The organism is Paenibacillus sp. FSL M7-0656 (assembly GCF_038003225.1).
GTDB classification, from domain to species: Bacteria; Bacillota; Bacilli; order Paenibacillales; family Paenibacillaceae; genus Paenibacillus; species Paenibacillus amylolyticus.
The window spans coordinates 5,872,100-5,895,613 of record NZ_JBBOOT010000001.1 but is presented as its reverse complement, the minus strand read 5'-3'; the positions used below and the strand labels follow the sequence as shown (position 1 = coordinate 5,895,613).

The 23,514-nt window shown below is 44.8% G+C and carries 20 protein-coding genes; 4 read left to right on the top strand and 16 right to left on the bottom strand.

Annotated features, from left to right (window positions below; all coding sequences use genetic code 11):
* Positions 1–139: 139 nt before the first annotated feature.
* The 3 genes from MHI01_RS25960 to MHI01_RS25950 all read right to left on the bottom strand — a co-directional run bounded on the left by MHI01_RS25960 (position 140) and on the right by MHI01_RS25950 (position 3,057).
* The gene (locus tag MHI01_RS25960; RefSeq protein WP_340984413.1) at positions 140–1,369 is read right to left on the bottom strand and encodes a DNA glycosylase AlkZ-like family protein; all 1,230 of its coding nucleotides are present in this window, start codon (positions 1,367–1,369) and stop codon (positions 140–142) included.
* 67 nt (positions 1,370–1,436) lie between these two features.
* The gene (locus tag MHI01_RS25955; RefSeq protein WP_127551381.1) at positions 1,437–1,664 is read right to left on the bottom strand and encodes a hypothetical protein; all 228 of its coding nucleotides are present in this window, start codon (positions 1,662–1,664) and stop codon (positions 1,437–1,439) included.
* 274 nt (positions 1,665–1,938) lie between these two features.
* Positions 1,939–3,057 carry an NADH-dependent flavin oxidoreductase gene (locus MHI01_RS25950; RefSeq protein ID WP_253502728.1) on the bottom strand — a complete coding sequence of 373 codons (1,119 nt, stop codon included), beginning with the start codon at positions 3,055–3,057 and terminating at the stop codon, positions 1,939–1,941.
* Positions 3,058–3,283: 226 nt separating this feature from the next.
* Between MHI01_RS25950 and MHI01_RS25945 the strand changes: the two genes are divergently transcribed.
* Complete coding sequence (locus MHI01_RS25945; protein ID WP_340984412.1) at positions 3,284–3,751, top strand: MerR family transcriptional regulator; 468 nt, start codon at positions 3,284–3,286, stop codon at positions 3,749–3,751.
* Between the two features lie 150 nt (positions 3,752–3,901).
* Here the strand turns inward: MHI01_RS25945 and MHI01_RS25940 are convergent, their stop codons facing one another.
* On the bottom strand, positions 3,902–4,498 hold the full coding sequence (locus tag MHI01_RS25940; protein WP_340984411.1) for a restriction endonuclease: 597 nt from the start codon (positions 4,496–4,498) through the stop codon (positions 3,902–3,904).
* A 270-nt stretch (positions 4,499–4,768) separates the two neighbouring features.
* Between MHI01_RS25940 and MHI01_RS25935 the strand changes: the two genes are divergently transcribed.
* Positions 4,769–6,028, top strand: coding sequence for a hypothetical protein (locus MHI01_RS25935; protein ID WP_340984410.1), 1,260 nt, complete (start codon positions 4,769–4,771; stop codon positions 6,026–6,028).
* 284 nt (positions 6,029–6,312) lie between these two features.
* The gene (locus MHI01_RS25930; RefSeq protein ID WP_340984409.1) at positions 6,313–7,194 is read left to right on the top strand and encodes a putative RNA methyltransferase; all 882 of its coding nucleotides are present in this window, start codon (positions 6,313–6,315) and stop codon (positions 7,192–7,194) included.
* Between the two features lie 89 nt (positions 7,195–7,283).
* Here MHI01_RS25930 and msrA read toward each other — a convergent pair whose 3' ends face one another.
* From msrA to MHI01_RS25900, 6 genes are all read right to left on the bottom strand, one after another.
* Positions 7,284–7,799 (bottom strand): peptide-methionine (S)-S-oxide reductase MsrA, encoded by a 516-nt coding sequence (gene msrA / locus MHI01_RS25925; RefSeq protein WP_340984408.1) that lies wholly within the window; start codon positions 7,797–7,799, stop codon positions 7,284–7,286.
* A gap of 376 nt (positions 7,800–8,175) precedes the next feature.
* A complete protein-coding gene (locus MHI01_RS25920; RefSeq protein ID WP_062835823.1) occupies positions 8,176–8,433 on the bottom strand; it encodes a GlsB/YeaQ/YmgE family stress response membrane protein in 258 nt (85 codons plus the stop codon).
* Between the two features lie 308 nt (positions 8,434–8,741).
* Positions 8,742–10,046, bottom strand: a complete 1,305-nt coding sequence (locus MHI01_RS25915) for an ATP-binding protein (protein WP_340387272.1) — start codon at positions 10,044–10,046, stop codon at positions 8,742–8,744.
* Entirely contained in the window at positions 10,046–11,509 is a 1,464-nt protein-coding gene (locus MHI01_RS25910) for an RtcB family protein (RefSeq protein WP_340984407.1), read from the bottom strand. Before MHI01_RS25910 ends, MHI01_RS25915 begins: the two co-directional genes overlap by 1 nt.
* A gap of 503 nt (positions 11,510–12,012) precedes the next feature.
* Positions 12,013–12,831 (bottom strand): TerC family protein, encoded by an 819-nt coding sequence (locus MHI01_RS25905; RefSeq protein WP_036617064.1) that lies wholly within the window; start codon positions 12,829–12,831, stop codon positions 12,013–12,015.
* A gap of 277 nt (positions 12,832–13,108) precedes the next feature.
* Positions 13,109–13,420 (bottom strand): DUF3817 domain-containing protein, encoded by a 312-nt coding sequence (locus tag MHI01_RS25900; protein WP_036617062.1) that lies wholly within the window; start codon positions 13,418–13,420, stop codon positions 13,109–13,111.
* 215 nt (positions 13,421–13,635) lie between these two features.
* Here MHI01_RS25900 and MHI01_RS25895 point away from each other — a divergent pair, with 215 nt between their 5' ends.
* Positions 13,636–14,739, top strand: coding sequence for a glycosyltransferase family 4 protein (locus MHI01_RS25895; protein ID WP_340984406.1), 1,104 nt, complete (start codon positions 13,636–13,638; stop codon positions 14,737–14,739).
* A 20-nt stretch (positions 14,740–14,759) separates the two neighbouring features.
* On the opposite strand, the gene MHI01_RS25890 is transcribed toward MHI01_RS25895, so the two are convergent.
* The 6 genes from MHI01_RS25890 to pulA (MHI01_RS25865) form a co-directional block, all read right to left on the bottom strand.
* A complete protein-coding gene (locus MHI01_RS25890; RefSeq protein ID WP_340984405.1) occupies positions 14,760–15,122 on the bottom strand; it encodes an HIRAN domain-containing protein in 363 nt (120 codons plus the stop codon).
* 42 nt (positions 15,123–15,164) lie between these two features.
* A complete protein-coding gene (locus MHI01_RS25885) occupies positions 15,165–16,136 on the bottom strand; it encodes a helix-turn-helix transcriptional regulator (protein WP_036617058.1) in 972 nt (323 codons plus the stop codon).
* Between the two features lie 274 nt (positions 16,137–16,410).
* Positions 16,411–16,929 (bottom strand): hypothetical protein, encoded by a 519-nt coding sequence (locus tag MHI01_RS25880; RefSeq protein WP_036674493.1) that lies wholly within the window; start codon positions 16,927–16,929, stop codon positions 16,411–16,413.
* Between the two features lie 167 nt (positions 16,930–17,096).
* Positions 17,097–17,726 carry a 50S ribosomal protein L25 gene (locus tag MHI01_RS25875; RefSeq protein WP_036674494.1) on the bottom strand — a complete coding sequence of 210 codons (630 nt, stop codon included), beginning with the start codon at positions 17,724–17,726 and terminating at the stop codon, positions 17,097–17,099.
* A gap of 281 nt (positions 17,727–18,007) precedes the next feature.
* On the bottom strand, positions 18,008–20,884 hold the full coding sequence (gene pulA, locus MHI01_RS25870) for a type I pullulanase (protein WP_340984404.1): 2,877 nt from the start codon (positions 20,882–20,884) through the stop codon (positions 18,008–18,010).
* A 497-nt stretch (positions 20,885–21,381) separates the two neighbouring features.
* The gene (gene pulA / locus MHI01_RS25865) at positions 21,382–23,430 is read right to left on the bottom strand and encodes a type I pullulanase (RefSeq protein WP_340984403.1); all 2,049 of its coding nucleotides are present in this window, start codon (positions 23,428–23,430) and stop codon (positions 21,382–21,384) included.
* Positions 23,431–23,514 lie beyond the last annotated feature (84 nt).

The following is a 23,514-nucleotide window of genomic DNA, read 5'->3' as shown; positions in this document are numbered from 1 at the left end:
TGTAATGCTAGAGATATGATATTAAAATCAAATGAAGAAGGAGGGGTCCTCTGGCTCCTCCTTCTTTGTCCTTTTAGATCCTTTACCCCCTCAACAATTCCAATTTCCGTGTCCATACACTCTTTCATGTATCCCCTAATCAAATCGATTTAAGCTGCTTTTTCAACTCTTTTGGTACCGTCTTCTCGATAGTAATGGAACGTGCTCCATGCATGGACGCAAAGAATTGAAGCCCCTCCCGAAAATCCGTAATCCATTCCTCCACAGGTGGAGCAGTCTCTTCCATCGATAACAAACGAACGGTAAGTACTCCAGTTTTGCGATCAAGTCGTGGGTCCATACGTCCAATCAACCGATCACCGTGAAGAATAGGCATGGCATAATAACCGTAGGTTCTTTTCACCTCTGGCGTATAAATCTCCCATTTATAATGAAAATCAAATAAATCAACAATACGTTCTCTTCTCCATAACAGGTTGTCCAGCGGCGGCAGGAAACGTACCGGGCCAGAAGGATCATAGTGTGGCTCTTCCCTTTCCATGCGTAGCAGCAAATCCTCATCTTCAGCACGAATATAATAAGGCGTGTCCACGTCCTCCACCTTAAGCGGGATCATTCGCCCATCTGACACACGGGCAGCAATATCGGCGCGTCGTTCAGCCGCTGTAGATTTTAACCAACCCAGACGGGGATCACGGGCATCTACGACACGATACGCATGAATGTATTTATCCAGCAGAGCCTGTCTCTGGGCCAACACATCGATGTCATCTTTCATCGGAAGTCCCTGTTGTTGCAATTCGGATTCGGTAATATGAAAATAACGTTCATTCCCCTGCCTCGCCACCACACGAATGACAGCGGAGTCCAACAGTAAATTCAGAGCAAGTGTTGTATCCTTTGTCTTTGGCACATCCGCACTGTCCCAATAACCACTTACCCTTTCAACAGCACGAAAAGCTCGTGAAGGTAAAGGTCCTTCTTCCTTCAAACGCTGTAACACATGCTGCACTGTTTTCTCCAGACCTTGCAAGGACGGAGCCAGACGCTCCCTTAATCGAGCACGCACAGGTTCAAAGAGAGCATAGTCTTCCATTGGAATGACACAAGCAGCATTTGCAAAATATTCAAACACCTTGTGATCACTCAGCAGCGTATTTAAGCTGTCAGCAGTATAACCAGGGTCACGAGCCCCCAGCACCAAATGCTGGTTTCCAGTTACAGCAGCCACAGGATCGATCTGTACGCAACCAAGGGAACGAATTAAACTCAAAACTTGGTCAGGTCCCGAAGGTAAGGAAACTGCGGGCCAACGTCCAAGTAAAGCTTGCGTTTGCAGCAAAAAACGCCGAACGATTTTTTTATTCAAGTGCAGCGCTGTTGTCATATGTATAGGTTCTTCCCTTCATTTAGTGTACAAAATTCTATCGTCTTACTTATCCAGCAATCGGCGCCTCATAGAAAAAATAAAAAGAAGCACCACCATCCTGGATGATCTGCTTCTTGTGTTTGACCTTTTGCAATTTTTCCTGCTTGGTAGGCATGAGTCGTACATGCTGGGATAACGCGCTATAATCCCCGTTAACTCTTCGGCTCTGTTCTGAGCACCATTGACCTGACCGCTCTGCTTTACGTAATGCTTTTTGTGTTTGTGTACGTGCCATAATGGATCACACACTCCTTTGGTTGATATACACTCAATATATCATGTGCAGCTACGCAAGTGAAGGTGAAGCTTTTTTGTTGAAGCGGATAAATAAACTATGTCATCCAAATTATAATTATTTAAGCTATGGCAAAGGGAAACTGCAACGTAAATTGCCCTTTTTCCTCAAGAAGAGTGAATAAAACCTGTTGCAATATATAAATTAATATAAAAGTTCTTGAAATCAAAAAAGGCCGCTATTATTAGCGTCCTTTTTTGATATTTCATCTTCTTTATTGTTCAACTTTAAACCATGGACCTGCATTTTGTATGACACCCCATAGTTTCGCTGGCAACACAAGATCTCTAACGTTAGATGATTTAATCACGTTTTGAATTTCCGCCTCCCTTCCTTGTTGAACTTTTTCAACCCACGCTGGATCGGAGATTAATACACGTCCAATTACCGCTAAAGAGAGTCCTCTCTCCATACTTTCAGAGACATCCTCTGGGCTTTCCAAGGCACCCGCTGCAATTACAAAAATCCGATTGTTTGCATGTTCAACAATCAGCTCAAGATACGTTTTTTTGTTATCTTGGTTATATTTTGGTTTTGACGTAAGGGCTTGTACCAAGGAACCATGAACATAATCAACATTTTCTTCAATCAGTTTATCAATCAGTGCGTAAGTATCTTTCATTCTAAGGGCATCTTGTTGATGTTCCTCTGGGGAAATGCGGTAACCTAAAATAAATGGTTTTGTCGAATATCTCTCAATAGCTTTTTTCACCTCTCGAATAACAGCTATTGGAAAACTCAGACGTTTTTCCAGTGATCCACCCCATTGGTCTTGACGTTTGTTGAAGAATGGAGATAAAAAGCTTTGAAGTAAAAAACCGTGGGCTCCATGGAGTTCAACACCGTCAAAACCAGCTTCAATTGCACGTCTTGTAGTTTCACCGAACGCATGAATAATTTCCAGAATTTCTTCATGGGTAAGCTCTCTAGGGGACACTGCTTCAGTCAGAGCAACACCGCTTGGACTTACCACGTCGCCATTAGGAACTAATTCAGCAATCGCTTTATCTCCAGCATGGAACAATTGAAGAATTGCTGGAGCTCCTCCACTCTTAGCAGCATCAGCCAATTTTTTTAGACTAGGGATAAATGAATCATTATATGCGGCGAATTCATGTGTAAATCCAATCCCATTGGGTAGGACATGAGTACAGCCCGTGATAACTAAACCTACACCATTCACTCTTTTTTTATAATATGCAACTTCCTCATCGGAAATCGTGTAATCATCATTACTTGACCATGTCGTCATCGGAGACATAACCACTCTATTCTTTAAGGTAATCCCTTTATTGAATGTAAAAGGTTCAAACAAGTTATTAAATTTACTCATTGTACGTTCTCCTTTGTATTTTGATTTCTAAGTGCTTATTTATGGAACAGATGAAGGTAACCCTACGCTCATTCATCCCAAACACAAGTTCTACTCAAGAATATCAGGTTAACCTAAGGGGAAGTAAAGCAGGAATTTGACACGTAATTTCGGACGATTTACTTTTAATAATTTTCTATTGTGATAAAATAACAGTTACAGTAACTGTAACTGTGGAGGCGATCAGATGTTTTTTTCAATGAAATATGTGGTGGAGAATTATAATATAACTGCAAAGACACTTCGATTTTATGAAGAGCAAGGGATATTACCGAATATTTCACGCGACGAAAAAGGGAATAGAGTTTATACCGAACAACAAATCGATTGGATTTCTTTTATTCTTTGTCTCAAAGAAACAGGAATGCCACTTTCTAAAATTAAAGACTACAAGGAATCTTATGAGATGGGGAACTCCACCTATTTAGAAAGAGAGGAAATGTTAAAGAAACATAAAATTGAATTACAGCAGAAAATCGAAGAGAGTTTGAAACATATGGAAGAAATAAATTATAAATTAGCTATGTATGAACTTCAAAAAGATGAGGTTAGGAAAAATCCTAACCACAATTTTAAATGTCACGGCCTTGAGGTGAACATTGTCGATAACCGGGGGGTTGAATCAAATATTCGGAATGCTACAACCAACAGATGAACAAACCAGCTCTAAATATCTATCCAGAAAAATAACCAGTCGCCTATATTTACCTAGCGATTGGTTATAATTGTTTTTAAAACGTTAATCCTGACTACATTACTACTTTCGATTATATTTAAAAAATCTAGCACAGTAACACAATGCAACCTAGCGGGATTGCCGCTTTCGTCGGGACTGCCACGTCTCGATTGGTTCGTGGTCATCTTCTTCGATCAGTTCCAGTGCTTCTTCCACTCTTCTGGCTTTGAATAACAGAATTAATTCTATCAGGTCTTCCCGGTCCAGCAGCTTCACTCCATTAACCGCTGCAAGCGTCCGACAGGCCTCGGTGTAACGGGCGGACGTTAATACAATCGACCGGTCGGCTTCATAATAACGCATCGATGTATATATCTCCTGCACAGCACTCAACCCTACGGGATGGTTCGCACCATATCGCTTCGCTTGTATCACACTTCGTCTGCCGAGTCTATCAACAAACACCAGATCTGCCCCAAAATCCCGGCTACTCGTTGTCTTATGCACCTCATCGTACCCGAGCTCTTCGAATAAATGATAGAGATATAATTCAAATTCCGAACCATCCTCCATCTTGTCGATGTCCTTTATTGTGATCTTACGAGGATTGGCTTCACTTCGGATCCGCTGCCCGCGCCCGATAACACGCCGAATAATCCAGGCCAGCAGCAACAATATGATGATACATCCAATGACCCATAGGGTCACATTTTCGCTCCAGTTCATAGCTATTCTCCTTGTTTCATTTCCTATGTTCTATCCAACGTCTTACGCAGATACGGCTGTCACCGCACTAAATATATCAGACTTCCACCTTCATCGAAAGAAGATGAATTCCCTGTAACCGTTACACTTCTCCAAACATAGTTATTTCGACAAACCAATGATAAAAGGTTACAGTGCGTTCGGTTGAATTCAGCTTGACTTTAATGGTAAAATTCAACAATCGGTTCTATTTTGAACCGAAGAAGAAAGGTGGTTTATCACTTGCATACATTGACCAAACACAAGTCCAAAACATGGGCTGCCCTCATTCTCAGCGGCATGCTCCTCTTCACCATGAATACAACAGGTTACGCCGCTGCTTCAACCGAATCCATGCCCAAACCGGCGTGGACGTCATCGTCCCTGATGTTATCTGAGGCTAATACAGAGAAAGATGTCCTGATCAAGGGAATTCATGCCGTGCCATCCAAAAATCTTGTATATGTACATGCCTCCCAACCCGTGACCAAAACAAGTAGCAAAACAACACTCGACTGGCAACTGGACTCTCTCCAAGCATTCGATGTTACAACTGGACAATTGAAGTGGAATACGATATTCCATGAGAAAAGTGGTCCTTATACCACCTACTCCGATTCGGTATATGCCAGCAACGGTACAGCTTATGTGTATATGGAATATTCAGACAAAACCAAAAAATTGTACTCATTCAATACATCCGGTAAAACCAACTGGGTCAAAACGGTGAATTCACCTGCAAGCATATCCCTATTGGATAACGATACGCTGATGGTTGCTTCAAGTCAGGGCGTGCAATCGAATGGTTCGGTTCGCTCCGCCATCTCGTTATATGACAAAAAGGGCAAGCTGATTACTGAAAAGACCATCAACGGTAACGTGCTTAAAGCTGATCATGGTCGAATTGTAGTGGATGCCAGTAAACAAACGAAGGTAGGAAACTTCTGGCAGCAAGCAGCTAATCCCAAAGTAGAGATCTATGATCGTACGTTGAATCGTCTGTCCTTCTACCAATTCCCTGCCAATGCAAATACATTAGGAGATGGCGGCGGTGAATCGCTGGCCATTCTCGACGATGGTTCCATCATTATGCGCGCCAATTTTGAGAACACCGGTAACAGACTGATGGGCTTTGGCATCGATGGCAAGCTTGCTTGGGGACGTGCCATTGCTGGTGATGCCTACATTCAGACGGCTGGCAACGGTTATACAGTCTTTACAGGGCAGAAGCTGGAACTGTACACGATGAAAGGCAAAGTGACTGAGCGTACATTCAAGGACGCACAGCCTGCACTTATGCGTGTTGACCAGACACAGGATGGTCAGTATCAGCTTGATTTTGCCAAAACAGGATACATTCTTGATCCACAGACGCTGGAAGACGTGCATATCTACACGACCAGTGCCTCGGTTCCTTCATTAGAAGGTGTTTCAACTTATGTGGATGATGTCATCTATTCCATGAACGATGAGACATTGTCCAAATATGTATTAAAGGCTACTGCAAAATAATGAACGGAGCGCTTCTGTATGACCGTCTAAACGGTTGACAGGGCGCTCTTTTATTTCACATTCGCCTGGCTCCCCTTACTTGTCATTTCTTCTCATCCTGTTATACTGGTAACGTTCTCTTGCTTCACCCTAATCTTGATAGGCAAAAGGAGCTTAACCTTCCTATGATTATTCAGTTCATTCGATACAGATAACTTGGGGCATAGCCATAAACCTCTTTTTTTGAATTTCGTGCAGAGGTTTATTTGTTATGCCCTTTTCTTCAGTTATCCAAATCTGAATGAATGGGGTGTTATTCCATGTCAGTCCATCGCAGAGAACGCAGCGCTGCGCTTATTAATCCATACATCCATATGTTGAACTGTCCCATCTGTCATAGCCCTATGGCAACCATTAACTCAGGGAGCATTCAATGTGTGTCCAGGCATAGCTTTGATTTTGCAAAACAAGGCTATATCAATTTCATGACACGTTTTTTCAAGGGCAACTATGACAAACGTTTATTTACAGCCAAAAGGAATATCTTATCGGGAACCGGTATTTATGCTCCTTTGACCGAAGTACTACGCAGGTGGATCACACGTTATTCCGTTGACATCAACTATCCCGTGCATATTCTGGATGCAGGCACAGGAGAGGGAACATTTCTGCAGCAGATTACGCAGAATACTCCAGCCGTTGGCTGGGGCATCGATATTGCCAAAGAAGGCATTGCCATGGCTTCCTCTGCCTACAACCAGCAAATCTGGTTTGTCGGCGATCTGGCATGCAGTCCGTTTGCAGAAGGTCAGCTGGACATCATCCTGAATATATTTTCTCCTTCCAACTATGAAGAGTTTGGACGAATTCTGAAGGATGGGGGATGGATCATCAAAGTCATCCCCCGTGAACGATATTTAATTGAACTGAGAGAAATGCTGTTCCTGAATCGACCTGATCGAGCAGACGGCCGGGAACTTACGCTGGACCGATTCCGCAAACATCATCATCTCATCGCCAGCATTCCGCTGACCTACACGCTGCCCGTCACCGAAAACATGCTGGATTCACTCGTTCATATGACACCACTTTCCTGGCATCAGTCGGGATCATCCCTGGTGAGCATTCAAGCTTCCTTGTCGAAGATTACCATTGACGTAGAAATACTGGTAGGAACAATCAGATAACCATTATGGCTGATTTCAGCCGCCATACAGCCAAAAAGCCGGGCGAGTTCCAACTGGAACTTTCCCGGCTTTTCATGTGATCTGATGCATTATTTCCAATTCTCGTCTATAAATTCGTCCCGTCCGGATAACGCACGGTCTTCCTTATAATGTTTCTCGTTTTTCTTGTGGTAATCCTGATGATAGTCTTCAGCCGGATTGAATACAGCTGCATCCCGAATTTCCGTAACAATGGGTTGATTGAATCGTCCGCTGGCAGCAAGTTCCTGTTTGGACTGTTCAGCAAACTCACGTTGACGTTCATTATGCACAAAGATCGCCGTACGATACTGTGTCCCCCGATCCTGGAACTGACCTCCGTCATCCGTCGGATCAATCTGCGGCCAGTATAGCTCCAGCAGTCGTTCATAAGGGAATACATCTGGATCAAATGTAATTTCAACCACTTCGACATGACCAGTCTCCCCGGTTTTGACCTGCTCATATGTTGGATTCTCGACGTGACCGCCGGCATAACCCGATATAATGCCATGAATGCCCGGTTGTTCTTCAAACGGTGTAACCATACACCAGAAACATCCGCCGGCGAATGTAGCTTTTTCCATTCCGTTCATCCCCTCTTATCTAAACTACCTTTTACACTTACCACTCCGATGACAGAACAACCTTCTGATCGCTGTCATCCCCAGATTTTTTACATTTGGCTTTACAAGGAGAAAATCTGGTGATAAAGGCGAGTGTATGCTTTCGAAGCAGCTTTCTTACAGAAAGCTTTTAGCTCCGCTTCTTCAGGTTATTTCTGTCCTCTACGTTCTCGTGTAAATGTTTAGTCCAATTTATATAGATAGCTTAATACGCTTATCTTTATATATTTTAAAACAACAAGAGGTTGATTGAAAGCCATGGTTATGGCTCTCAATCAACCTCTTCATTGGTAAAACATTTGGCTGACAACTAATTCAAGAAATTATCTTGATTAAGTTACCCGCGACTACGTCCCATCGAACGGAAGATCAAGCTTACGATGGCTACAAGAACGATCGCACCGATCAATGCAGGTACAATGTGGAATCCGCCCATCTCAGGACCCATATCGCCCAAGATTACTCCACCTAACCATCCACCGATAAAACCAGCAATGATGTTACCAATAACACCACCTGGAATGTCACGACCAACGATCAAACCTGCCAACCATCCAATGATACCACCGATAATTAATGACCATAACCAACCCATATCATTCACCTCTAATTAAAGTTTTTGTTGTTGTCTGTCTACTATTAACCGCTACAGAAGCATTTAAACAATTGGCATAAAAATTTTTGCATATTACCTTTTGTCCCCATGCATCTTCCTCTGCAAAACAAGCCTTAGTCAGGTATGGAACAGATCGCGTTACTTTCCGGCATCTCACCAGCTCAGGGCTGCGTTATGTACCTCCCGAAAGTCATTGTATGTTAGAGCAGACAAGGTTAGTATCACCAATTGAGGTAGGATTATTTATAAAATTGCGTCATATTATAGGATGGATGGGTCAGGTCTGATCAATAAAAGCCTGCACGGCCCTTACCTGGCTGCGCCAGCCAAGTATGTTTATGGCTCTTGTCCAGCTCGCCACGCATCGACTGAATGACTTTCACAATGTCTGTCTGTCCATTCTGATGCCATTCCAGCGCAGCGCTCACATATAACTCACCTAGCTGTGCAAGAGAGAACGTGTCGGTCAGACGAGCTGCTTCTACCGCGCCTTCTTCACCCGCAAATACAGTGAAGCCTCGTTGACGCAAGTATTGCAAGCGCAGCGCTTCATCTGGCAACGGAATTTCGTAAGCCCGGTCAAACCGCCCAGCACGGTTCATGAGGCCAGGATCTATTTTCTCCGGATAATTCGTTGTCCCGATCAGGAAAATGCCTTCTTTTGACGTAGCTCCATCCAGTGTATTCAGGAAAAAGGAACGGACTTCATCCGGCATCGAATCGATGTCCTCAATGATCAGTACCATCGGTGCCAACCGCTTGGCAGCCTCGAACACTTCACGCACCGATTCACTGTTGGTATACTCCGTAATCTGCCAATACGCAGCCGGTCCCGGAATACTTCCAGCAATGGATTTTACCAACGTGGTCTTGCCGTTTCCCGGATGCCCATACAATAGAATGCCCCGTTTGTACGGGATATCATAATCTCTGTAAAAAGAACGATCCGCTTCGAAGAACTGATCCAGCGAGCGGAAAATATCCTGCTTGATCTGTGCCGAGAGAACAACATCCTCTCTTCCCACGGAGCGAGTGATGGATTCGACGTGACGATCGCTGCCATTACGGGCATCGGTGTAGACCGTTACTTTTTTCATATTTTGCTGACGTTCCCGTTCCCGGACACTTCCCAGAAATTGCTTCATCTCCTCATCACCGATGGCAAAGACAAAGTCTTCACTGTAGATCCCGTTCTCTCTGAAAAATGGAACCCGCACAAGTGCTACGCCCCATTTCGGATAAGCAAATACGTTGTTGCGAATGGAGTAATGCACACCATAAGTAGGCACATCTCCATCATCGTCGTAATGCAAGGTCTGAAGCTCCAGATCTTCGAATATACGGGCGACCAATTCCACTTCGTCACTGCCATTTTGCAGGTCTTCCCGGAGTAACTCCCAGTATTCATTGTTCGGGTCGGAACTGGCATACAGCTTGTACTCAACTCCATAGCGCTGATGAAGTGCCTCACTGATTCCACGAATCAGCCTTGAATAGATGGCGTACCCCTCCACTCGAATTCGGGTATCATGTTGTTCGTCATAAGTATAGATCGCCTGGGTTGGATCTGTTTGTTTTTCGTTTATTGTCATTATTTCGCTCCCTTTACCGCTACAAGCGGTTTGCATTTGGCTACAACTTGAGCCAGGCCTGCGCCGGTAACACTGTCTATAATTTCATCTACATTTTTATAAGCCTGAGGTGATTCATCAATAATGGATTCAAGTGAGCGTTGATTTACCACGATCTCATCTTCTGTACCCACACCCAGTGCCGTAGCAAAATCCTCCACGCTAATCAATCGTTTTGTTGCCGTCCGTGAACGGATTCGACCCGCACCGTGACATATTGAATAATAATTATCAGCACCCTGAGGCTGACCTACCATGATATATGAAGCAGTTCCCATGGAACCCGGAATAAGTGCCGGATGTCCAGTTGCCAGATAAGGCTTTGGATTGTCCGGGTGACCTGCTGGCAACGCACGTGTCGCCCCTTTGCGATGCACAAAAACGGAACCTTGGTCTGCGTGAGATTCCTCCCAGGCATAGTTGTGCATCAGATCGTATAACGTACGAAATTCACATTTGGAGCCAAACACATCCCGGAATGCTTCGCGAATAGCATACGCAATCAGGTGACGATTGACAACAGCGTAATTCAATGCAGAATACATCATGTTCACATAATGACGACCTTCCGCATGCTCAAGTGGAGCAAATACCAGTCTCGGATCGGATGTACCCAGGTTAAGCCGCTGCATGACTTTGGCAATCGCTGACGAACTCGTCTGGCTTACATACCCACCCCATGCACGAAAGCCGGAATGAATCATGACCACGACCTGTCCATCATACAATCCCCAAGCTTCGGCGATTTCACGATTCTCTTCAGCGATCTCAATCGCCTGGATCTCGGCAAAATGATTCCCCCCACCCAGTGTTCCGAGCTGACGATGCGAACGGTGCCATGTCATATCAGGAACGTGGTTTAACACATCCTCATCGTAACTGAACTTGCTGCTTTCCACATGTGTCATCGCGGTTGATTTTTTCGGTGTATAGCTGTCTGGAATATACTTTTTGGGTAAACCATGCAGGCCTTTACGAACAATATGCTCCAGTCTGATATCCGAGTAATGACCTCGCTGGTTCGCCTCCATCGGCAATACTTTCTCAATGGCCTTGACGAGTTTGCGGCGGAGCTTGATGTCTTTCAATTCGTCCTTGTGCAAGTTTGTCATATGCACTCGCATGCCACAGCCGATGTCACTGCCCACGATGGAGGGAGAAACGTATCCGCTCTGCGCATCCCACACGGCTGTCGTTCCGATGCACGTACCTACACCGACGTGTACGTCTGGCGTGTAACTCATATAAGAAATTCCAGGAATCTGCAGATTATTGTTTGCCATCTCAAACACCTTGTAATCGAGCGAGGAGAAGAGTTGTTGCGCCGCATATACGGTTAGATCACCTGCAGGCAATTTTACTTCATGCCGGTAGGCACCTGTTAATTCGTTTGGATTAGTAAATAAATTAAATTCTGTATTCATAAAAGTGTATTATTCCTTCCTGTACGTTCAGCAAATTCGGTTTGCTGATTCATCTGTAAAATAAATATTAAAAAAAGCCATAGGCTAGTCGCCCATGACTTCTACTGAATGACAATAACGGAGAACAGAACAGCATAAACATGCTGTGTGTCTGTCATCCATCGCTATAATATAAGCGAAGAACGCATATCGATTATAAAACCTGCTAAACGATATGCCTATCCCCTATGTCGACCGTATGAGGCCAATGAAACGATGAGCCGGATATGCTATTGTGTCTACGTTGCGCCCTGTTTGAATCAAATCATAACCAAGCATCATGTCTCTCGGCCTCCCTTCGTTAATGTTAGTCTTATATTAAGGGGACTAGAATTCATGTGTCAACCCTTTTCTTGGAAATTGGTCCATGGTGTAGATTGCATATGTAAACAAAAACAGGAGATTGTCCTAGGACAATCTCCTGTTTCCCAAATAATAATGATGTTGTTAGCGTAACATGATTATTACAGTCCTGCTTGTTTTTCCAACTCTTCAACCGGATTTTCGTCTTCTTTTTCAGGAACTTTGGAAGACAGGAACCAACCACATACCGCAATGGTGATCAGTACAATATAGAATCCGAATTTCCAAATTTTATTTTCCGGGAAATGCTCATCCAGAACACCCAATGAAGGGTGAGCGAGTGTAATAACCGCCAGCTTAACCCCTACCCAACCTACGATGACAAAGGCTGCAACTTCAAGTCCTGGACGGGAATGAAGCAATTTCACAAAGTATGAGGCTGCAAAACGCATGATCACAAGCCCGATGAATCCACCGAGGAAGATAACGATAAACTGTCCACCGTCGAGTCCGCCAATTGGAGGCAATCCACTTGGTGGCAACGCCACGGCCAAAGCAACAGCAGCCAGAATGGAATCAACTGCAAATGCGATATCCGCTACTTCGACCTTGAAAACGGTCATCCAGAAACCGGATTGTTTTTTCGGTTTCTTAGGGGTTGAATCAGCTGCTTCATCTGTTTTATTGCGACTACCCAGTATCTTTTTAACGATGTGGTTAATCGAAATATACAGGAGATACAGGGCACCGATCGCTTGTACTTGCCATACATCGACGAGGAAAGAGATCAGGAACAATGAACCTAAACGGAAAACAAATGCACCCATCAGACCATAGAACAACGCTTTTTTGCGCTTATCTTCAGGCAAGTGTTTAACCATGATTGCGAGTACCAATGCATTATCTGCTGCGAGTAATCCTTCAAGGACTACTAAGACAGCAAGCACCCACCCATATTCTAATAATAATGAAACATCCAAAATTGACTCCTCCTTAATATTCTTATGATGTACAAAAAAAAGGACCTTTACCATCACTGGTAAGGTCCTTTTATATCCACAAAAAGAGACCTTTACCGAGCATGAAAACTTGGTAAAGGTCTCGCTAACAACAAAATTGCTGCCAATAAAGCCGGGGATATGATCCCGAATTGACGACTTTACTGTAAAAGCTACTCCCCTTTAACAGGAATATGTAGTTTTAGTTGGAACGGGTTGTTTAACCTGTACTCATCATATTTCATAACGTTAAATAAAGTCAAGCTTTATTTAGTTGACGATACAGCTTACGGAATACGACAACATCGTAGATCATATTCCCCAGTGGAATGAAAGAAACAAAGAACAGAGCAATTGGACGGCGCAGACGCCATTTCTGTGAGGTGTACATAGTCACCATAAATAACAAATACATTAAAAACAAAAAACCGTACAGATTCCCAAACCATGTGACAGCCTGTGGCATAACCCCGGCATCTCTCAACGGAAAAGCAACAAACAGTAACAACACGTACGAAATGCCCTGCAACCACAACATCAGCCGGAAGCGTCCCAGCGTAGAATGTAACATTATTTTCCTCCTGCTTTTATACATGTAACGAATTCAATTGTTCCCGTACAGTATATCACAAAAGCTGAATATCTCGCTTAATGCCATGTAGCAGATTATTCCTGCACGCTAATATGGTTGGCTCACCTACCATTTCGCAGGAGCCAAATGCTTCAACTTCTCATAAGATATATGACGAAGATTGTTACAGATGTCGGACAAGGAGGAGCCGGATCATGAAAATAGCTATGGTTGCACCCGAGAAATTGCCTTTGCCCGGTAATGGTTCCGTGGAAATCTGTATCCTGGGCATCGCTCGTGAACTAGCCCATCGCCATCAGGTGACCATTATAAGTCGTCAAATGCAAGGTCTCGCCGCCACAGAACAGATCGATGGGATCACCATTCAACGTGTCCCTGCGTCGAGTCCTGTCATGTACACCAAAGCAGTCATACGTTTGTTATCCCAACAACCCTATGATGTAATTCAAGTGGATAACAGGCCACGAAGTATGGCTACCATCAAACGAGCTTTTCCACGCACTCCCGTTGTACTCTATCTTCACTCGTTAACATTTGCCCAGCCCGGACCTTCCAAACTCACATTAATGAAAAAAGCTGATTGGATTGCCGTCAACAGTCATTCCCTGCGACAAAGGTTAGGCCGCAGATTTCCGTTGGTAAAACACCGAATGAGTGTTGTTCCATTGGGTGCAGATCTAAGCCGCTTCAGGCCTGTTGAATCCAGCGAAGAACAGATTCATCTGCGTACACAATTTGGAATAACTAAACCATTCTCTATTCTGTATGTCGGCAGGCTGATCCCTGGAAAAGGTGTAGACGTATTAATTCGTGCGACTGCCCTCCTTCAGCAACAGGTACCTGTTCAACTGGTTGTTGCAGGCAAAGGACCTCCGTATTACATGCGTAAACTTCGCGAACTTGCCCAAAAACAAAAAGTCCATGTTTCCTTCCGTGGTCAGATAAACCATGAGCATATCGATCAGTTGTATCGGGCAGTGGATTGTCTGGTCTGTCCGTCTCAAGAACATGAAGCTTTTGGCCTGGTTAATGTTGAGGCGATGGCTTCAGGATTACCCGTTATTGCTTCGGATAACGGAGGTATTCGCGAGATTATTGAATCAGGTATCAATGGATACCTTGTCACCGCTTATAAGCGTCCCCAACGTTTCGCCTCTTACCTGTACAAACTTGCAAGCAATCACACTTTTGCCGAGAAGTTAGGAAAGGCTGGCCGAGACAGCGCAAGGGCATATTTCAGTTGGGCAAGAACAGCCATGCATCTGGAAGCGACCTATACCAGGCTCATCCGTAAATGAGCCTTCTTTTGTTAGGATGATCAAGCTTTTTCACGAAATTGCCATCCCTTAATCAAAGAATCCATCGGTGGAACAGGAATGTGACTCATCTCAATTAACTCCATAATCACCATATCTCTCATCATGAATCGTACTTTGGCACACGTTAGTTGATGAAATACATCGTAGAATGCCGTCCCGGCCCAACATCCATGAGGTACGACCAGCGGATCATTAACGATATAACCTACGGCTCCAATCGGGGGAATAACAACCTTAATTGCTTGATAATCCAAACGATTATCTGGATCTTTGACGAGATACACGGTATCCCCCACATGTAAAGCCTGTACTCCATGGTAGTGATCCATTCCATACATAGCTGCGAATAATTTGGTGCTCATATTACCTGCTCCTTTTCCTGTATTTCTCCATGATTAAAATTTTTACAATGATACATCGGTTTCATAATGTTCCAACCACTCGACAAGTTGCCTGCGTATCTCTCTACGAAACTCACGAGGTTCAAGTACCTCTGCCTCGGGCCCAAATTGATACAACCATTTCAAAAATTCTCTGCTGCTATTCAGTGTCACTTCAAATAACAATCCCCCATCCGACATATTCGTCATTCGCGGGCGAACAAACATTTCTTCTTCTTTTATGTAGGGGGCCACTTTCTCAGAGAATCTTACCTTGAAATGGATATTTTCGTCGCCACGGTCAATAGACCATGTGTTTTTCATGTACTGCGTTATGTTGAAATCACCCTTGTCGAAACCGGCATTTGTTCGTGTCACATCCAAAAAACGGCTGATCCGAAACAATCGAACTTTTTGCAGCAAATGGCAGTATCCAATCAAATAAAAACGTTGATCACGTGGAATGAGATAATAGGGATCGATATCCCGGACTGTGATCTCATTTCTTGTCAGCGTATGATATTGAGTACGAATGGTTTGCTGGCTTAGAATAGCTTCGATAATGGGAATCAGCAAATTAGGGTCTTTTCCTTCCTCACGATAAGCTGGCGTGCCCATCCGAATAATTCCCGCAATATTCTCTACAATGTCACTGTTTCTTGATTTTAATTTGGTATGAGCCGACATGACCTTGTCAAAAGCTGAATCAAACTCAGCAGGTAACTTGGAGGTATCAACTACGGACGGGAGCAAGGAGAAAACCATTGCTTCCTGTTCAGTAAAATCTAATGGATACATCGCAAATTCACCAATAAATCGGTAACCTTTGCCGTATCCTTCATTCATAATCGGGGCGACCCTATCCAAAATCCGGAGATCACGATAAATCGTGCGTACAGTCGTACCGCATTTCAGCGCCAATTCCTTGGCCGAAATTCCAGGATTTGCTTGTATAGCCTGAAGTATACGCAGCAGACGAATTAATTTCTCTGTCATGTAGTTTCTCCCCTTCGATATTTTATCGGCAAGGAAAACTAGTTCCTTTAGTACAGAACTAAATCTTTAGTCCCAATATTATTTTCGCAATTTCACCATTTTTGTATAGTCCAATTGCACTCTTACCCCCTTTTAATATACATTCTCTTACTCGCTTGCGTAAAACATTAACCTAAAAGACCTTAAACCTAAGCCTGAAAGCCTATACAATTTTCTAAAAATAATACAAAAAAGCCCTGATCTCCACAAAGAGACAAGGCTTTTCTCGGAAATACTAATTATTCAACTGTAATAATTGATTCATCACATTTGCCATATGCTCACAGAGTTCAGCAATGTCCCCCATCTGGTCTTCATTCACACTGCGGTCAAAACAAACGTGAGCCATGACGTTATAAATGATTGGCTGTTCATCAAAGATATACTGGATAGTCTGGCATATCCTCTGCTCAGGCCAGCTCTCCTGTAATATCGAACGAATGGCTGGGCACTGCCTCTCAGGCTCTTTCATAACCATGCCAAACCGGATTTCCAAACGACAACCTGGATGAGCGCCAGGCGTCTCCAGGATCTCCGCTGCGAGCTCATTTAGGGAACTACTTAACACAACCTCGCCTGTTACTTCCGGACGATCCCTGAGACAGAATTGTAATGTGAACTCTCTGGACATCACTGCCATCTCCAGCCGATCTTTACGCCCCGTAATCTGAATACGTTCGTCCAGGTTATCCATATCATAGAGATAATTCTCAAACCCGACTTTCAGATTGTCATACACCGTTGGATCAAACATTGAATTAAACCTACTTTCTTACCCTTTAACATGTATTGTAGTACATTCTCATTTTTCATGCGAACGATGTGCCTATTGAACTCTCTTGCTCGGAAAATAAAAAAAGCCCAGTCACTAGGACTGGGCTTTGGTTAAGCATGAGATCTGGCAAGATCCCGTAGCTTGGTTTACTCTTCTGTAGCTTTTTCTTCAGCTGCCGGTTCAGCTTCCTCAGCAGATGCTGTTGGCTCTTCCTCAGCGGCTTGTGGCGGCATGACGGACGCAATGATGGATTCAGGTGATGTTACGAGTGTCAAACCTTTATCGAGTTTGATATCCGCAGCAGTCAAACGATCACCAATGTCCAATCCGCTCACATCCACTTCAATGGACGTTGGCAGATCCGCAGGCAATCCTTCTACTTCCAGCTGTGTCTCCTGTGTCTGGAATACACCGCCAGCTTTCGAGCCGGCCGCTGTACCTTGGAAGTCGATCGATACACTTACGCTGATCGGCTTGTTCTTGGAAATTTGCAAAAAGTCTACGTGCAGCAAACGTCCGTTACGCTCTTGCTGATCCTTGATCAGCACCGGAAGCGTTTTACCGCCCTCAACATTCAGATTGAACATTTCGGAGCGGCCTGTGCGTGCCACTTTCAGCATTTCTTTTTCATCTACATGTATTGAAGCACCTTCAAGTCCCGGGCCGTAAACGACTGCGGGAACTCGTCCGCCTTGTCTTAACAGGCGCAGTGCTGCACCTTTCTTTTCCGTTCTTGGCGTTGCTGTAAGTTGAGCCATTTTTCCGTTGGATTTCATGATTGAACATCCTCCTTCAAGGGATCACTACATTATATTTGTTGGAAAGCGCTGAGGCTTATCTCATAGACCATGATGGTCTTTTTTCCTTTGGCCGAATCGTGGGCCATATCTATATTTACCCCAATGATAGAGGATCTCAAACACGAAACAGGACAATTAATTATTTTTCGGCAAGTTATGCGGCTTATAATCAGACCAAAAAAAGCAGTCGGAATCTCTTCCAACTGCTGATTTATCAAGGTTTTGACGAACTGCATTCAAAGTTATAAATAAAGAAACTATGCGCTATTACGATCCTCTGTTTTTTCACTTTCACGAATGATCTGCATCTCGTCTGATCCGCTACGGACAATAATGTGTACATCCCCGTCTTCAGGTACAATGTCCACGTAACGGTCTCCGCACGTATCTTTCTCTTCCCATTCGTTCAATCGAATGATTAATCCCAGGTGATGCAGACCCGGAGCAACCCGGAAGCGGGCTTCGGCGGCATTACCGACTTGTTCCAGCCGTACTGCTCCGTCCTCCATACCTGTGCCCCATACCCAGACATCCCAACCTTCATAATGCTGGTCTTCCCGTTCGTATCGAAGCGTGACAGTTCGCGAAATCTGTTTATGAATCGTTACGCCAAGCGTTGCCCGAATTCCTCCAGCCTCAGCAATAATATGGGTTACTCCAGGTGTCATCGCACGTACGATCCCTGCTGCACTCACCGCTGCAAGTTCTGGATGAGAAGAGCTCCAGCGTATATTCGAATCCTGAAGCGGCTGACCAAATTGATCCAGAACCAAGGCACGGAAGCGACTGATTCGAGTCATGTACATGACAGGTTCGCCCACAATTTCGATTCGTTCAGCATGACGATAATCCACTTGTAACATACAGCTTGCCGTTATGTCCCCACAGTGGACTGTAATCGAAGCTTCCCCTCGTTCCAGTGCATGGATTGTTCCATCAGGCTGGATCTGAATAATATCCGGATCAGAAGAAGTCCAGGTAACTGGAGCTTTTTCCACCACATTGCCAATACTGTCCCGTACGATCGCTCGTAGTTGAGTGGTCTCCTTTGGACTATATACCTGGCGAGGAAAACTAATCTCCACTGTTGATGGTTCAGCGCCTCCAGCATGCTCTGTGTCATACAGTACCATTAAAGACCATCGTTCTACCTGAACAGTACCACGAACAGTCTCGATCACGTCTGTGCCTGCCTGATGATCATTGACTACAACATGCCAATCCCCTTCCCCCAGGTCAACATGTTGCTCATGTTCCGTTCCGTTATAGATGACCATAATCTGATTCCAGGTATCCTGATTCGCACCATTCTGAAGTATAAAGGCAACTACATTGCCATCCGCACGAATCACACGTAGGTGATTTCGTACCTGTTCAGCATCAATCATCCGAAAAGCGGGATGGGTTCGCCGCAAATGAATAAGACCACGATAGTAGTCAAACACCGGTCTGAAGCGTGATTTGTTGGCCCATGTGATGGCGTTCACCGCATCCCCGCTCCGATAACTGTTATGATCACCGGCTTTGGATCTGAGCATCTCATCCCCTGAATGCAGAAACGGAATTCCCTGAGAAGTAAGCAGAATGCCGGAGGACAGTAACGAGCGACGAACCATCTCATGATTCAAAACATCATCTGCACCCACATACCGATATGGATCTGCTGCTTTTACCGCCGACTCAGCACTTCCGCCACCCACGGGCTGTCCGTCCTTCCATACGGGAAATCCTAATTCCTGTCTAAGGTTCATCGTTGTCGCAATTTTATCCCACAGATTGAGATTGTCATGGGCAGTTACATAATTGACAACCTCAACAGGTGAAGATGTAAAATCATCCAATGCTCCTGCTAATCCCCTAATAAGCTCATATTCCTGCCCTCCGGCACCCGTAACAAACCCTCTGCCACTGCCATCACTATCACCCTTGATTGCACTGCGAAAATGATCATTAAATACTGCAAACCCCTGACCTCGCTGGGTTCCTTTTAATGTTTTACGGTCCAAAGGTGAATCTCCACCCATCCAGGGTTCCCCATAGATCAGAAACGCCGGATCGATCTGTTCCTTCAATTCGCGTGTCAATTCATTCATCGTTTCCGTATCAATCAGGGCCATGAGGTCAAATCGAAATCCGTCCACATGATATTCTTCTGCCCAATATCGGAGAGAATCCAGAATATATTTTCGCACCATTGGACGTTCTGTCGCCAATTCATTGCCTACACCAGAACCATTACTGAGGGTACCATCCTCCCGATAACGGTAATAATAGCCTGGTACAATCCGTTCAAAAGGTCCCTCTTCCACGCTATACGTGTGATTATAGACAACATCAAGTACAACGCGAATGCCTTGTCTGTGCAGCGATTGAACGAGTGATTTGAGCTCCCGAATTCGAACTGCAGGATCACGAGGATCTGTCGCATACGAACCTTCGGGAACGTTATAATGTTGGGGATCATACCCCCAGTTGTATGGTGCTCTGACATTTGAACCCACATCTGCCGTAGCAAGTTCATTCACCGTCTGATAATCCGCCACAGGTAGAAGATGTACATGAGTAACTCCCAGTTCGGCAAGATGGTCTACGCCAATACTATTGCCTGCTCTATCCGTCAGACCGGATGCCGTGAATGCCAGATATTTTCCCTTATACGGAATGTCTGCATGTGGGTCTGAGGAGAAATCACGGACATGTAACTCATATAACACGGCATCGACAGGACGCAGAAAAGCAGGTTTGACATCCAGGTCCCAATCGACCGGATTGGTGGTCTCCGGATCTATAATAGCCGTTCGTTGCCCATTAGCCGTTACCGCTCTGGCATAAGGATCAACAACTACTTCAATCCGCTGATCATCATGGATAATTCGGTACATATAATAATGTCCTGCCCAATCGCCGCTGAGATTCAGACTCCATATTCCGTCCGCATCACGTGTCAAGAAATGTTCCTGCCCATTTTCATGATCTTGTACTTTACCAATATCGTTGTAATGCCCTTCATCGCCAAAAATCAATATATAAACCTGCTGTGCCGTAGGTGCCCACAATTTAAAAGTACTTGCTGCACGAGTATATGTTAAGCCAAGATCGTTGCCTTCGTAACAAAAAGAAGTCCATTCCGGCATCGTTCCCACCGCCTTTATATCCATTGATTTCGTGTTGTCCCGATGTTACGGAGCGGGACGTTGTTTGTCAACCCGGGGTTGTCTGTACTCATCATATCGGTCCAATTTGCATATTCAATTAGCAATCGCTTTCAAAATATAGGATATGAAAACAAGCGCCATAGATTGACAGCATTTGTACCTGTCCCGACAAAAAAAATTTGGAATATACAAGAATAAATTGCAGGATGTCATTTGGTTGAGATTAAAATGCACCAACAGGTGCACAGCATAAAGAAGGTCCAGACATGACAATGTACAGCCCTGCGACCAAGGCGATGGTCTCTGACGCATCAACAAATCCCCCTTTCTTAGAAGAAAGGGGGATTTGTTTTATCTCAATTTATTTGATTAGATTCGATTGATTGGATATCTTGAATGTGACCTTGTTAGTGATTTTACTAATGTTTACTAATGGTTTGTTGGTACCCTTCAATTCTCGGCAAGCATTCCGTTCATTAGGAATTCGAATACATCACCGTTAGGGATATTGCATTCACGTGTACCTGTCTGTCCTGTATGGTACGTATCGTATCAACGCCTGCTTGTCCTTTTTCTACAACCACATTCCATGTCCCTGTGGGAACAGAGACGGTACGGGTTTCTTTTGCAGCATTATAGATTACGATAATCCGTCCCCATAAATCGCTGACAGCCGTGCCCTCCAGTTCATACGCTAGCAGCCCATAACCTTTTTCGATTAGACGAACATGCATCTCGATCTCTTCCCGTGTACGAAGCCGAAAGGCTGGATGCTCTCGCCGAAGACGGATCAGCCCACGATAATAGTCAAATACCGGCTTGAACAGCTTCTTTTGCTCCCAATGTATGGCATTGACTACGTCTCCACTCTGGTGGCTGTTGGCGTCCCCATATTTGCTGCGAAGCAGCTCATCTCCAGCCGCGATCAGGGGAACACCCTGGGAGGTTAGAATGATACCATTGGCAAGCAGACTACGCCTAACGGTCTCATTCTGCAGAATGTTTTCCGAATCGATCTGCAGGTAAGGTTTAGCCTTCTCTACGGCCTCCTCCACACTCTGGCATCCACGAATACTTCCATCCTCGTCATAGGTGAGGAAATTCAAGGTATCGTGGAGTCCTTGTGTACGTGCGACTTTGTCCCACAGGTTGAGATTATCATGCACGGTTACATAATTAATTGTCTCGGATGGACCATCCGTAAAATCCTGTATGGCTCCCCGGACGCCGGTCCACAATTCGTCTTCTTTCCCGTCCGCACCCGTCGCAAATCCCGTACCCATGCCATCGCTGTCTCCCTTGATCACTCCGCGAAAATTATCGTTAAACACAGCAAAACCAGCTCCGCGCTGCGTTCCTTTTAGGGTCATATCATCTCCAAGAGGCGAATCCAGTGCGCCCCATGGTTCACCATATAACAATATGGATGGGGATACTTCGGCGTGCAACTCCGCTGCAAGCTGTTTCATCGTAGTTGTGTTGATCAGACCCATCAGGTCAAATCGAAAACCGTCCACATGGTACTCCTCTGCCCAGTAACGGACCGAGTCGATGATAAACTTGCGAACCATGGTGCGTTCAGTAGCCACCTCATTGCCCGTACCTGAACCATTGCTGTAGGTCCCATCGGCGTTTTGACGATAGTAGTACCCTGGTACAAGTTTTTCAAAAGAGCTGCCTGCCGTATCAAACGTATGATTATATACCACATCCATAATGACACCTATTCCCTTGTTATGAAGGGCAAGCACCATGGATTTGAACTCACGAATTCGTGTCTCCGGATCATCTGCACGTGATGCATAGGAACCTTCCGGTACATTGTAATGGAGCGGATCATATCCCCAGTTATAGTTGGAGGCATCAGACGTATCACCATCCACCCTGGATTCATCCACCGTCGCAAAATCAAATACTGGGAGCAGATGCACATGGGTAATCCCGAGTTCAACCAAATGATCGATCCCCAGTGTGTTGCCCTCCGAATCATGCAGGCCCGTCTCTGTGAAAGCCATGTATTTGCCTTTATTCGTTATACCAGATGATGGGTGAATGGAAAAATCACGTACATGCAGTTCGTACAGGACTGCATCTACAGAACTGGTCAATTCCGGGCGAATATCCTCACTCCATCCCTTCGGATGTGTCTGCTCCAGTCTCACAATTACACCCATTTCTCCATTCATGGTCACTGCTCGGGCGTAGGGATCAACAGCAGTAGTTGAATGTCCATCTTCGAAAGTAGGCTTGTACATGTAACGGTAGCTACTTAAATCACCTTCCAGTTCCATAACCCAGATGCCTTGTTCTTTCTTTTGCATCGGTAACGCCTGCTGTTTCCGTTGATTGGGCTCTTCCTCCGGGCTCCCCCCTGTCAAAGGTGGGTACAGAAGTAGTTCCATCTGAACGGCGAACGGTGACCAGACTTTGAAGCGACAGGACTGTGCTTCTAATGTGACACCTAAATCTCTTCCTTTGTATGTATCTTCTGAAATCAATAGTTCCTGCTTATCCTCTTCAATCATATGTGTTGTTCCCCTCTCGTTGAGAAAATTGATGAATATGGATGGTACGAGTGCTCCTTACCCTTTATACCCGTTCTGCTGCCC

Bases quoted from the DNA above. Each gene is read 5' to 3' on its own strand.
- msrA (WP_340984408.1), bottom strand. From the start codon at position 7,799: ATGGAAAAAGCTACATTCGCCGGCGGATGTTTCTGGTGTATGGTTACA.
- MHI01_RS25930 (WP_340984409.1), top strand. From the start codon at position 6,313: ATGGGGTGTTATTCCATGTCAGTCCATCGCAGAGAACGCAGCGCTGCG.
- MHI01_RS25885 (WP_036617058.1), bottom strand. From the start codon at position 16,136: ATGACAGAGAAATTAATTCGTCTGCTGCGTATACTTCAGGCTATACAA.
- MHI01_RS25945 (WP_340984412.1), top strand. From the start codon at position 3,284: ATGTTTTTTTCAATGAAATATGTGGTGGAGAATTATAATATAACTGCA.
- MHI01_RS25920 (WP_062835823.1), bottom strand. From the start codon at position 8,433: ATGGGTTGGTTATGGTCATTAATTATCGGTGGTATCATTGGATGGTTG.
- MHI01_RS25875 (WP_036674494.1), bottom strand. From the start codon at position 17,726: ATGAAATCCAACGGAAAAATGGCTCAACTTACAGCAACGCCAAGAACG.
- pulA (WP_340984404.1), bottom strand. From the start codon at position 20,884: ATGCCGGAATGGACTTCTTTTTGTTACGAAGGCAACGATCTTGGCTTA.
- MHI01_RS25895 (WP_340984406.1), top strand. From the start codon at position 13,636: ATGAAAATAGCTATGGTTGCACCCGAGAAATTGCCTTTGCCCGGTAAT.
- MHI01_RS25900 (WP_036617062.1), bottom strand. From the start codon at position 13,420: ATGTTACATTCTACGCTGGGACGCTTCCGGCTGATGTTGTGGTTGCAG.
- MHI01_RS25890 (WP_340984405.1), bottom strand. From the start codon at position 15,122: ATGAGCACCAAATTATTCGCAGCTATGTATGGAATGGATCACTACCAT.
- MHI01_RS25955 (WP_127551381.1), bottom strand. From the start codon at position 1,664: ATGGCACGTACACAAACACAAAAAGCATTACGTAAAGCAGAGCGGTCA.
- MHI01_RS25915 (WP_340387272.1), bottom strand. From the start codon at position 10,046: ATGACAATAAACGAAAAACAAACAGATCCAACCCAGGCGATCTATACT.
- MHI01_RS25910 (WP_340984407.1), bottom strand. From the start codon at position 11,509: ATGAATACAGAATTTAATTTATTTACTAATCCAAACGAATTAACAGGT.
- MHI01_RS25950 (WP_253502728.1), bottom strand. From the start codon at position 3,057: ATGAGTAAATTTAATAACTTGTTTGAACCTTTTACATTCAATAAAGGG.
- MHI01_RS25880 (WP_036674493.1), bottom strand. From the start codon at position 16,929: ATGTTTGATCCAACGGTGTATGACAATCTGAAAGTCGGGTTTGAGAAT.
- pulA (WP_340984403.1), bottom strand. From the start codon at position 23,430: ATGATTGAAGAGGATAAGCAGGAACTATTGATTTCAGAAGATACATAC.
- MHI01_RS25940 (WP_340984411.1), bottom strand. From the start codon at position 4,498: ATGAACTGGAGCGAAAATGTGACCCTATGGGTCATTGGATGTATCATC.